Genomic DNA, 11,435 nt, shown 5'->3' on the forward strand with positions numbered 1-11,435 from the left:
GCGATCGGTAGTGCCGGCCGCTGGCCGGCAATTCCATCCAACCTGCCATGCCGGTTGCCGGCCAGCGGCCGGCACTACCCGCACCCGCGGGAATTGCCGAATTCGCGTCAACACCTTGACGCGGCCTGCCTATAATGGCCGCCTCGATCAAGGAGTGACGACATGAGCGGTCCGGCACGGCGGAAGCGGTGGGGATGGGCGGCGGCGGTACTGGCAGGAGGCCTGTTGCTGGGCCTGGCCGGCTGTCGCAACGACAGCGGGCAGCTGCCCAAGGCCAGCGGTGAAGCGATCACCACCAAAGCCGAGCAGGTGAAGGAATTCACCCTGCTGCGCGCCTACCCGGACCAGAAGAATGACGGCCTGTCGCTGGCGCTGGAGTTCTCGCGCCCGCTGGTCGGCACCCAGGATTTCGACAAACTGGTTCGCTTCGAAGAGAAGGTCGGCACCGAGGACAGCAGCTGGACCCTGTCCGATGACGGCCTGACCCTGCGTTACCCGTTCGTTGAGGCCGGCAAGGAGTTCAGCCTGGTGGTCTCGCCGGACCTGCTGGCCGCCGACGGCAGCCGCCTGGGCAAGGAACTGAAGCAGAAGGTGTTCAGCGGCGAGCTGAAGCCGGTGGTCGGTTTCGCCTCGCAGGGCAGCGTGCTGCCGGCCAAGGACAGCCGCGGCCTGCCGGTGGTGTCGGTGAATGTGCCCGAGGTCGATGTCGAGTTCCTGCGCGTGCGCGAGAAGGACCTGCCGACCTTCTTCAGCCAGTACCAGCGCGGCGGCCGCCGTGGCAGCTGGGAGCTGAGCAGCGACTACGAGCGCAGCCCGATCAACAAGCTGGCCGAGCCGGTCTACGTCAACCGATTCATCCTGGGTGGCAAGAAAAACGAGCGGGTGCTGACCTACCTGCCGACCCAGGACATCAAGGAACTGCAGGAGCCGGGCCTGTACTTCGCCCTGCTCAAGCGCACCGGTGACTACGAGGGTGAGTTCGATACCGCGTTCTTCTCGGTCAGCGACATCGGCCTGCATACCCGTGCCTACAAGGACAAGCTGTTCGTGCATACCGCCGGCCTCAAGGACGGCGCGCCGCTGAAGGGCATCGACCTGCGCGTGCTCGACGCCAAGGGCGAGGTGGTGCTCAAGGGCAGCACCGATGGCAATGGCAATGCGCTGCTGAACTACACCCTGGACGCCACCCACGTGCTGGTCGCCAGCAGTGGCAAGGACACCAGCTTCCTGCCGTTCAACCAGCCGGCGCTGGACCTGAGTGAGTTCGCCGTGGCCGGTCGTGACAACGCCTGGTTCGACGTCTACGCCTGGTCCGGCCGCGACCTGTACCGCCCGGGCGAGACCGTGCGCCTGTCCGCGCTGCTGCGCGACAACGACGGCAAGCCGGTCAAGGCACAACCGGTGTTCCTGCGCCTGAAGCAGCCCGACGGCAAGACCTTCCGCGAGACCCGCCTGCAGCCGGGCGACCAGGGCTACATCAACTTCGAGCAGGTGATCCCCGCCGAGGCTCCGACCGGGCGCTGGCAGGTCGAGTTCCGCACCGACCCTGCCAGCAAGGAAGCGATCCAGGGCATGACCCTGCGCATCGAGGAGTTCCTGCCCGAGCGCATGAAGCTGGACCTGGACAGCGCGCAGAAGACGCTGAAGCCTGGCGAGGATCTGCGCCTGCAGGCCAATGGTGCCTACCTGTATGGTGCGCCGGCCGATGGCAACCGCTTCACCGCACGCATGGCGGTGGCCGCCGAACAGAAGCCGGTGGACGGCCTGCCGGGCTATTTCTTCGGTGACCCGACCCTGCAGCTGCCGCGCGAGGCCAAGGACGTGATCGACACCACGCTGCCGTCCAATGGCCAGCTGCGTGAGGATGTGGCGTTGCCGGAAGAGGCAGCCAAGGCCAAGGCACCGATTGCCGTGGTGCTGTCCGGCAGCCTGTATGAAACCGGTGGCCGTACGGTCACCCGTACCCTGAAGCGGGTGATGTGGCCGGCCAACGCCCTGGTCGGTGTGCGGCCGCTGTTCAACCCCGAGGACGGTGCTGATTCCAACGGCAATGCGCGCTTCGAGCTGATGCGTGTGGATGCCGCCGGCACGCCGCAGCCGGCCAAGGGCCTGAAGATCACCCTGGTGCGCGAACTGCGCGACTACCACTGGACCTTCAACGACAACCGCTGGGACTATGACTTCACCCGCCGCTTCGAGAACAAGGAAACGCGCACCGTCGATGCCGGCAGCAGCGCGGTCGCCTTCGATTTCCCGGTGGAGTGGGGCGAGTACCGGGTGGACGTGTTCGATCCGTCCACCGGCCTGACCAGCCGTTACCCGTTCCGCGCCGGCTGGAGTTGGGGCGATGACAACCGCGGCCTGGACGCGCGTCCTGACAAGGTCAAGCTGGGCCTGGACAAGACCGGCTACAAGGCCGGCGACACGCTTGAGGTGACGGTGACCCCGCCGCACGCCGGCAAGGGCATCCTGATGGTCGAGACCGACCGCATGCTGTACGTGCAGGACATCGAGGCCAAGCCGGGTTCGACCTTCAAGATCCCGGTCACCGCTGACTGGGAGCGCCACGACGTCTACATCACCGCGCTGGTGTTCCGCGGCGGCAGTGCGCCGAGCAAGATCACCCCGGCCCGTGCCGTGGGCGTGGTGCACGTGCCGATGGACCGCAAGGGCCGCACCGTGGCCGTCGGCCTGGCAGCGCCCAAGCAGATGCGACCGGAACAGGACCTGCCGGTGACGGTCAGCGCACCGCAGCTGGCCGGCAAGGTGGCGCACGTCACCGTCTCGGCGGTGGACGTGGGCATCCTCAACATCACCCGTTTCCCGGTGCCCGACGCCGGTGCGCACTTCTTCGCCCAGCGTCGCCTCGGCATCGATGCCTACGACATCTACAGCCGGGTGATCGAGAGCTTTGACGGCGGTGCCGGCAAGCTGAAGTTCGGTGGCGACATGGCGCTGCAGGCGTTGCCACAGGCCAAGCGCCCGACTGCGCGCGTGCAGACCGTGGACCTGTTCTCCGGCCCGGTGCAGCTCGATGCCAAGGGCATCGCCCGCATCCGCCTGAAGGTGCCGGACTTCAACGGCACCCTGCGCGTATCGGCGCTGGTCTACAGCGATGACCAGTACGGCAAGCGCGACGTGGAAACCATTGTGCGCGCGCCGATCCTGGCCGAAGCCAGCATGCCGCGCGTGCTGGCCCCGGGCGACCGCAGCACCGTGACCCTGGACGTGCAGAACTTCACCGGCAAGCCGGGCCAGTTCAACGTGAAGGTGGAAAGCGAGGGCCCGTTGAACCTGGGTGAGGGCAGCCGCAGCGTGCAGTTGAATGCCGATGCCAAGACTACGCTGAGCTTCCCCTTGTCGGCGCGCGAAGGCCACAGCGTGGCCAAGGTGCGGGTGCGGGTGGACGGCAACGGCTTCAAGGCCGATCGCCGCTACGACCTGCCGGTGCGTGCGGCATGGCCACAGGTGCTGCGTTCGCAGGTACGCACGCTGGATCCGTTGGCCGCGGTCAGCCTCGACAACAGCCTGACCGAGGGCCTGATGTCCGAGTCGGTGAACGCACGGCTGCTGGTCAGCCCATTGCCGCCGATTCCGTTCGCCAGCGCGCTGCAGGGCGCGTTGAACTACCCGTACGGCTGTGCCGAGCAGACCACCAGCAAGGGCTACGCCGCGCTGATCCTGGACCAGGCGACGTCGTCGATGCTCGGTGCCGACGGTCTGGATGCCAAGACCCGTCGCGAGCGCATGGAAGGTGCGTTTGGCCGCCTGGCGTCGATGCAGGTGGCCAACGGCAACTTCTCGATGTGGGGTGACGACGGCTACGTGAACCCCTGGCTGACCCCGTACATCACCGAGTTCCTGCTTGATGCCAAGGACGCCGGCTTCGCCGTGCCCGACAACGTGCTGCAGAAGGCGCTCAACCGGCTCAGCGAGGATCTTCTGTCCGGTGGCAACCAGTTCTACGGCCAGGATGACCGCGAGAAGCTGAAGTTCGCCAACCAGGCGTATTCGGGCTACGTGCTGGCCCGGGTCAACCGTGCGCCGCTGGGTACCCTGCGCACGCTGTACGACAACGAGCGCAGCAAGGCGGTCGGTGGCCTGTCGCTGGTCCACCTGGGCGTGGCGCTGTCGTTGCAGGGGGATGCCAAGCGCGGCCAGGCGGCACTGGCTGCGGCCTTCGCCAAGTCCAGCAGCGAACGCCCGTCGTACTTCGGCGACTACGGCAGCGCCATCCGCGATGACGCGCTGATGATCGCGCTGACCCACGAAAACAAGCTGGCCAAGCCGGCGTGGGATGCGCGTGCGGTGGATCTGGGCCGTGGCCTGGATGCGCGCCGCACTGCCGGCTGGATGTGGCTGAGCACGCAGGAACAGGTGGCGATTGCCCGCCTCGGCAAGGCGCTTGCTGCCAACCAGAAGGCGCTGGTGGCCGGTGAACTGGTGATCGGCGGCAACACCGAAGCCATCGGCGAGCGCAAGCTGTTCGGCCGCAACTTCAGCGCCAGTGAGCTGGCCAGTGGCGTGCGCTTCACTCCGCAGGGCCAGCCGCCGATGTTCGCCAGCATCGACGTGGCCGGCATCCCGCGCAGCGCACCGGCGCCGGACAACAGCGTGCTGGGTGTCGAGCGCAGCTACTTCGGTACCGATGGCAAGCCGTGGACGCCGCGACCGCTGAAGGAAGGCGAAGCCCTGATCGTGCGCGTCACTGTCACTGCCGATACCACCATGCCGGATGCACTGCTGACCGACCTGCTGCCGGCGGGCCTGGAGATCGAAAACTTCAACCTGGGCGATGCTAAGCAGTGGGCCGACGTGGTGGTCGATGGCATCACCATCAGCGATCGCGGTGAAGCGGCCGATACCAAGCACGAGGAATTCCGCGACGACCGCTACGTGGCCGCGCTGAAACTCTCGCGTGGCAGCAAGGCCAATGTGTTCTACCTGGTCCGCGCGGTGACCCCGGGTACCTACTCGGTGCCGCCGCCGCTGGTGGAGGACATGTACCGGCCGCAGCTGCGTGGCGTTGGCCGCAGCAACCCGACCACGATCACGGTAGTACAGCCGTGACTGCGCGGACGGGCCGCGACGGCGCGGCCCGTCCTGATGGCAATTCGCAATGAAAGACGCAATGAAGACCCGGCTGGCGGCCCTGCGCCGCCGGCTGCGGCCGCTGTGGCCGTGGTTGCGCTGGGGTACGGCCGCCACGCTGGCGCTGCTGCTGGTGCTGGATTTCGCCTTCCCGCCGCCGCTGCCGAAGCAGCGTGATACCAGCACCCTGGTAGTGGCCGTCGACGGCACGCCGCTGCGTGCATTCGCCGATGCCGAGGGCGTGTGGCGCTATCCTGCCTCGACTGAGAGCGTCTCGCCGCTGTACCTGCAGGCGTTGCTGACCTACGAAGACCGCTGGTTCTGGCGTCATCCGGGCATCAACCCGCTGGCGATCCTGCGTGCCAGCGGCCAGCTGCTGCGCGGCGGTCGCATCGTTTCCGGTGGCTCGACCCTGACCATGCAGGTCGCACGCATCCTCGATCCGCATACGCGTACGCCCTGGGGAAAGCTCAAGCAGATGCTGCGCGCGGTGCAGCTGGAAGTGCATCTGAGCAAGCAGGAGATCCTGGCGCTGTACCTGGAGCGCGCGCCCTACGGCGGCACCATCGAGGGCGTGGAAGCGGCCAGCTGGGCCTATCTGGGCAAGCCGGCGGCACAGCTGTCACATGCCGAGGCCGCACTGCTGGCAGTGCTGCCGCAGGCGCCAAGCCGGCTGCGCCCGGACCGCCATCCGGAAGCGGCACAGAAGGCGCGTGACAAGGTGCTGTCACGCATGGCCGAACTGGGTGCGTGGACAGCGGAAGAAGTGGAAGATGCGCGCGTCGAAAACGTGGTGGCACGCTCGCTGCGGCCGCCGCTGCACGCCGCACTGCTGGCGCAGCGCCTGCATTCGGCGCATCCGGGCCAGGCACGCATCCAGAGCAGCATCGACATCGGCCTGCAGCGCACGCTGGAAGAACGCGTGGCCAGCTATTTCTCGACGCTGCCGGAGCGCACCTCTGCCGCCCTGCTGGTGGTCGACAACCAGACCCTGCAGGCGCGCGCCTATGTGGGCACGCTGGCGTTCGGTGACCGCCAGCGGCTCGGCCACGTGGACATGGTGCAGGCCTGGCGTTCGCCGGGCTCCACGCTCAAGCCGTTCCTGTATGCAATGGCGCTGGACGATGGCCTGATCCATTCGGAAAGCCTACTGGTCGATGCGCCGCAGAGTTTCGGCAGCTACCGCCCCGGCAACTTCGACATGGCCTTCAATGGACCGATCGGCGCCTCCAGCGCATTGCGCCTGTCGCTCAACGTGCCCTCGGTGGATCTGCTGCAGCGGGTCGGGGCCGCGCGCTTCGCTGCACGCTTGTCTCACTCCGGCATCCAGCTGCGCTTCCCGCCGGGCAGCACGCCCAACCTGTCGCTGATCCTCGGCGGCACTGGCGCGCGGCTGGAAGACCTGGTCGGCGCGTTCGCTGCGCTCAACCGCAACGGCATCGCCGGCCGCGTGCGTTACACCGACGACGAGCCGATGATCGAGCGGCGCTTGGCCTCGCCAGGCGCCAGCTGGATCGTGCGCGAGATGCTGGAGTCGAACCCGCGCCCGGGGTACAGCATTGGTACGTTCGATGTCGGTGGCCGCCCGCGCGTGGCGTGGAAGACCGGCACCAGTTACGGGTACCGCGATGCGTGGGCGATCGGCAGTACCCGCCACTACACCGTGGGCGTTTGGGTGGGGCGGCCAGATGGCACGCCGTTGCCAGGCCAGTACGGGGCGGTCACTGCGCTGCCGCTGATGTTTGAAGTGGTGGACAGCCTGCCGCGCCAGCGTGGCGATTCCGCTGCTGCGCCGATGCCGGCCAGTGTCAGCCAGGAAGACATCTGCTGGCCGACCGGCGAACGTGCCGAGGAGCTGCCTGCGGCACTGTGCCAGCGGCGGATGTCGGCCTACCTGCTGGACGGCGCGGCACCGCCGACCTTTCCCGAACGCGAAGCACGGCGTTGGCAGCCGGGTCGGCAGCGCTACCTTGCCGATGCGCGTACCGGTATGCGCGTGTCAGCCGATTGCCGCTTGCCGCACGAAGAAGTCGCGCGAGAGATCGCGCGCTGGCCGGCGTTGTTGTCGCCGTGGCTGTCCAAGGCAACGCGCGAAGCCTCGCAGCTGCCGGCGCTGTCGCCGGACTGCCGTGATGATGGCCGCGAGGCCAGCGTCGCGCTGCACATCGACGGGCTCAACGATGGCGCCACGCTGGCGCGCGCGCCGAATTCGGAACATGGCGTACGCCTGCAACTGCGCGCGCTGGGCAGCGAGCAGACGGTGGACTGGTTGCTGGATGGACGCTGGATCGCACAGACCCGCGGCGCGCAGTTGATGCAGCGGGAGTTCGCCGAGCCGGGCGCGCACACCCTGACCGCGCTGGCGGCCGATGGCGCGTGGACGCAGGTAAGGTTCAACGTCCTCCGGTAGGTGCCAACCTTGGTTGGCACGCAATGAATGCGCCCACCAAGGTGGGCATCGACCGGATCATTCCCCGATCCACCCATCCAGCAGGTCGGCGAACTCGTCGGCGTGTTCCTCTTCCTGCGCGAGGATCTCTTCAAGAATGCGCTTGGTGGTGGTATCGCGGTCGCCGATGAAGTTGATCATCTCGCGGTAGCTGTCGATGGCGATGCGTTCGGCCACCAGGTTCTCGCGGACCATGTCGCGCAGGTCGCTGCCTTCCTTGTATTCGGCATGCGAGCGCGCTGTCAGCGTATCCGGGTTGAAGTCCGGCTCGCCGCCGAGCTGGACGATGCGCTCGGCCAGCTTGCCGGCGTGCGCCTGTTCCTGCTGTGCATGCTCGAGGAATTCGGCTTTGACCGCGTCGGCCAGCATGCCCTTGGCCATGAAGTAGTGCCGGTAGTAGCGCAGCACGCACACATACTCGGTAGCCAGGGCGTCGTTGAGCAGCTTGATCACCACCTTGCGGTCGGCGCTGTAGCTGTCGGTGATCGCGCCGTCTTCGATGTTGCGCCGGGCGCGCTCGCGCAGCGTCTCGCGGTCGCTGATGCCGGGAACGTTTGCGGCGGGCTTGCTGGCTTTGGCTGGCTTGCTGGACATGGCTGGCCGTTTCCTTCTGCGGTGGGGAATCAGGTGGGAAGATGCTCCAGCACGTACTCGGCCGAAGACACTTCGAACTGGCCGGGCTGTTCAACCCAGGCCTCTCGGACTACGCCGTCGTCGACATACAGGGCGAAGCGGCGCGAACGGATGCCCATGCCCGAGGCGCTGGCATCAAGCTCCAGACCCAGGGCGCGCGTCAGCTCGGCGTTGCCGTCGGACAGCATCAGCAGGCCGTCGGGCACGCTCTGGTCGGCGGCCCAGGCCTTCATCACGAACGGGTCGTTGACGGCCATGCAGTAGACATCAATGCCGCGCTGGCGGAATGCCTGGAATTTCTCGACGTAGCCGGGCAGGTGGCGCGCCGAGCAGGTTGGGTTGAACGCGCCGGGCACGGCGAACAACACCACCTTGCGCGCATCGAACAGCGAATGCGTATCGAGTGTTTCGATGCCCTCGCGTATGCGCTTGAGGGTCACTTCCGGAATGCGGTCGCCGACATGGATGGTCATGGGGAACTCCTTGCTGGGGCAGGCTAGTGGGCCGGATGGGACAGGGACGTCAAGACATTGGAAAACCCGCGTGCAGGCCCCATCTTCAGGCTTTGCGGCAAGGGCTTCCAGACACAGCGTGGGGCACGGGGATGGCAGCCGCATTGCGCAGGATCAGTCGGCCTCACCGGGGCCGCACGAGGGGCGGCGTAGCATCGCCGGCGCGTAGAATGAACCCGGGGCGGCGCCACCGGCGCGGCCGAAGCAGATCGAGGTAGCTGGATGGAATTCAAGGATTACTATGCCACCCTGGGGGTGGAACCGAGCGCGGGCGAGGCGGAGATCAAGACCGCCTATCGTCGGCTGGCACGCAAGTACCACCCGGACGTCAGCAAGGAGGCCGGGGCCGAAGACAAGTTCAAGGCGGTCAACGAGGCCTACGAGGCGCTGCGCGACCCGGAGAAGCGCGCTGCCTACGACCAGCTGCGCGCACAGGGCTACCGCCCTGGCGAGGAATTCAACGTGCCGCCGAACTACGGCGGTGCCGGTGGCTTCAACTTCGAGGAAGTGTTTGGCGGCGGTGGCCCCAATGGCGGCTTCAGCGACTTCTTCGAGAGCCTGTTCGCGCGCCAGCGTGGCGGTGGCGGCGCTGGCCCGGGCCCGGGCTTCAGCAGCCAGGGCCACGCACCCAACCGCGACACCCGCGCCAAGCTGTCGGTACCGCTGGAAGCGGCCTACAGCGGCGACAGCCTGCGCATCACCGTCAACGGCAAGCAGCTGGACGTGCGCGTGCCCAAGGGCATCCGTCCGGGCCAGGTGATCCGCCTGGCAGGGCAGGGCAACCATGGCGGCAACCTGCTGCTGGAAGTGGAATACGCCGCCCACCCGCAGTTCGAGGTCGACGGCCGCAACATCCTCTATACGCTGCCGCTCACGCCGTGGCAGGCCGCGCTGGGCACCAGCATCAGCGTGCCGACCCTGGGCGGTGCGGTGGAGCTGAAGATTCCGGCCGATTCCGATGCCGGCCGCAAGCTGCGCCTGCGCGGGCGTGGCCTGCCGGGCAACCCCGATGGCGACCAGATCGTCGAAATCGAGATCGTGGCCCCGGCCGCGACCGACGAGGCGCAGAAGAAGGCCTACCGCAATCTGGCCAAGGCGTTCGGCGAGACGATCTGAGGCTTTGGTTATGTGGAGTCGAGCATGGCTCGACTCTACAAAAGCGTGCCAACCAAGGTTGGCACCTACCAGACAAGAGCGTGCCGACCAGGGTCGGCACCCATCCGCGCGCGGCTCAGCCCTGCCCGGCGAACACCCGCTCCAGCACCTCGGACAGTTCGTCTTCCGAGAACGGCTTGGTGATGTAGGCCTTGGCGCCCTGGCGCATGCCCCACATGCGGTCGGTGTCCTGGTCCTTGGTGGTCACCAGGATCACCGGAATGTGCCGGGTGGCCTCGTCGCGGGCGAGGGTGCGGGTGGCCTGGAAGCCATTGAGGTTGGGCATCACCACGTCCATCAGGACCAGGTCGGGCAGCTCGGCCTTGGCGGTTTCGACCCCGGCGGCGCCATCGGTGGCGGTCAGGATCTGGTGCCCGAGCTTCTCGACGATGCGCTGTATCCCCAACAGCTGCGACGGTGAGTCGTCGACGATCAGAATGCGTGCCATGTTGTTCCCCATGTAATGCCCGCAGTGTAGTGCGGGCCCATTACCGGCGGGAGGGCCGCGTCTGCCGTCCGTCGCCTGCCTGCGACGTTCAGTCGATCCGCACCACGGTGCGTCCCAGTGAACCACCGGCCAGCATCCGCTCGAACACGGCGGGAAGAGCATCGAGACCGACTTCGGCGGTGCAGATGCGTTCCAGGTGCTGCGGCTTCCAGTCACTGCCCAGCCGCGCCCAGACTTCCTCACGCAGTCCGCGTGGCGCATTGGCCGAAGACACGCCGAGCAGTGAGACGCCGCGCAGGATGAACGGCATCACCGTCATGTCCAGCGTCGGGCTGGCTGCCAGGCCAGCACTGACCACGCTGCCGTAGGGCACGGTCTGCGCCAGCAGGCTGGCCAGCATGTCGCCTCCGGCATTGTCGAGGCCCCCACCGAAGCGGGCCGACTGCAGCGGGGCGGTATCGGAGAGCGCCTCGCGCGGCAGCACCTCGGCGGCGCCGATGGCGTGCAGGAAGTCGGTCTGGTCGGGCTTGCCGCTGACCGCGTGCACGGTGTAGCCGGCACGGCTGAAGATCGACAGCGCCAGCGCACCGACACCGCCGCTGGCACCGGTGACCGCCAGCGGGCCGAGCTCCGGGGTCTGCCGGTTGTCCTGCATGCGCAGCAGGGCCAGCGCTGCCGTGAAGCCGGCGGTGCCCAGCACCATCGCCTCGCGCGGGCTCAGCCCGGCCGGCTGGGCGATCACAGCCCGCGACTCCAGCCGCACGTACTGGCTGTAGCCGCCGTCGCGGGTCTCGCTGAGGCCGCAGCCGGTGGCCAGCACGGCGTCGCCTTCACGCCAGTCCGGGTCGGTGCTGGCCACGACGGTGCCGGCCACGTCGATGCCACCCACCAGCGGGAAGCGGCGCAGGATCTTCCCCTTGCCGGTGCCGGCCAGCGCGTCCTTGTAGTTGACGGAGGACCAGTGGGCGCGGATCAGCACCTGGCCGGGGTTGAGGTCGTCGACCCTGAGCTGGGCCAGGCCGCTGCGGTAGCCGGCGTCGTCATTGTTGATGCGGAAGGCGGTGAACGGGGTGGTGGGGGCCATCGGCGTTGCCTGACTTCGAGGAAAACGCCACCTTACCCCGTTGCCCCCCTTTCGATCCTGCCG

7 protein-coding genes are annotated in these 11,435 nt (G+C 67.5%); 3 read left to right on the forward strand and 4 right to left on the reverse strand.

What is annotated here, in order from left to right; all coding sequences use genetic code 11:
• The first annotated feature begins 162 nt into the window (after positions 1 to 162).
• Together R1H25_RS15095 and pbpC are read left to right on the forward strand one after the other, a co-directional pair.
• Positions 163 to 5,070 (forward strand): alpha-2-macroglobulin, encoded by a 4,908-nt coding sequence (locus tag R1H25_RS15095; RefSeq protein ID WP_317223993.1) that lies wholly within the window; start codon positions 163 to 165, stop codon positions 5,068 to 5,070.
• A gap of 49 nt (positions 5,071 to 5,119) precedes the next feature.
• Positions 5,120 to 7,501, forward strand: coding sequence for a penicillin-binding protein 1C (pbpC, locus tag R1H25_RS15100; RefSeq protein ID WP_317223994.1), 2,382 nt, complete (start codon positions 5,120 to 5,122; stop codon positions 7,499 to 7,501).
• Between the two features lie 57 nt (positions 7,502 to 7,558).
• Here the strand turns inward: pbpC and R1H25_RS15105 are convergent, their stop codons facing one another.
• Together R1H25_RS15105 and R1H25_RS15110 are read right to left on the reverse strand one after the other, a co-directional pair.
• Positions 7,559 to 8,134 (reverse strand): bacterioferritin, encoded by a 576-nt coding sequence (locus R1H25_RS15105; protein ID WP_057499874.1) that lies wholly within the window; start codon positions 8,132 to 8,134, stop codon positions 7,559 to 7,561.
• Positions 8,135 to 8,163: 29 nt separating this feature from the next.
• Positions 8,164 to 8,646 (reverse strand): peroxiredoxin, encoded by a 483-nt coding sequence (locus R1H25_RS15110; protein ID WP_317223995.1) that lies wholly within the window; start codon positions 8,644 to 8,646, stop codon positions 8,164 to 8,166.
• Between the two features lie 261 nt (positions 8,647 to 8,907).
• Between R1H25_RS15110 and R1H25_RS15115 the strand changes: the two genes are divergently transcribed.
• A complete protein-coding gene (locus R1H25_RS15115) occupies positions 8,908 to 9,801 on the forward strand; it encodes a DnaJ C-terminal domain-containing protein (RefSeq protein ID WP_049444715.1) in 894 nt (297 codons plus the stop codon).
• Positions 9,802 to 9,916: 115 nt separating this feature from the next.
• On the opposite strand, the gene pilH is transcribed toward R1H25_RS15115, so the two are convergent.
• Positions 9,917 to 10,288, reverse strand: a complete 372-nt coding sequence (gene pilH, locus R1H25_RS15120; RefSeq protein WP_005410644.1) for a twitching motility response regulator PilH — start codon at positions 10,286 to 10,288, stop codon at positions 9,917 to 9,919.
• 88 nt (positions 10,289 to 10,376) lie between these two features.
• Positions 10,377 to 11,372, reverse strand: a complete 996-nt coding sequence (locus R1H25_RS15125) for a YhdH/YhfP family quinone oxidoreductase (RefSeq protein WP_317223996.1) — start codon at positions 11,370 to 11,372, stop codon at positions 10,377 to 10,379.
• Positions 11,373 to 11,435: the final 63 nt, after the last annotated feature.

Source organism: Stenotrophomonas veracruzanensis (assembly GCF_032911525.1).
In the GTDB taxonomy this organism is placed as follows: Bacteria; Pseudomonadota; Gammaproteobacteria; order Xanthomonadales; family Xanthomonadaceae; genus Stenotrophomonas; species Stenotrophomonas africana.

Bases quoted from the DNA above. Each gene is read 5' to 3' on its own strand.
- R1H25_RS15095 (WP_317223993.1), top strand. From the start codon at position 163: ATGAGCGGTCCGGCACGGCGGAAGCGGTGGGGATGGGCGGCGGCGGTA.
- pbpC (WP_317223994.1), top strand. From the start codon at position 5,120: ATGAAAGACGCAATGAAGACCCGGCTGGCGGCCCTGCGCCGCCGGCTG.
- R1H25_RS15105 (WP_057499874.1), bottom strand. From the start codon at position 8,134: ATGTCCAGCAAGCCAGCCAAAGCCAGCAAGCCCGCCGCAAACGTTCCC.
- R1H25_RS15110 (WP_317223995.1), bottom strand. From the start codon at position 8,646: ATGACCATCCATGTCGGCGACCGCATTCCGGAAGTGACCCTCAAGCGC.
- R1H25_RS15115 (WP_049444715.1), top strand. From the start codon at position 8,908: ATGGAATTCAAGGATTACTATGCCACCCTGGGGGTGGAACCGAGCGCG.
- pilH (WP_005410644.1), bottom strand. From the start codon at position 10,288: ATGGCACGCATTCTGATCGTCGACGACTCACCGTCGCAGCTGTTGGGG.
- R1H25_RS15125 (WP_317223996.1), bottom strand. From the start codon at position 11,372: ATGGCCCCCACCACCCCGTTCACCGCCTTCCGCATCAACAATGACGAC.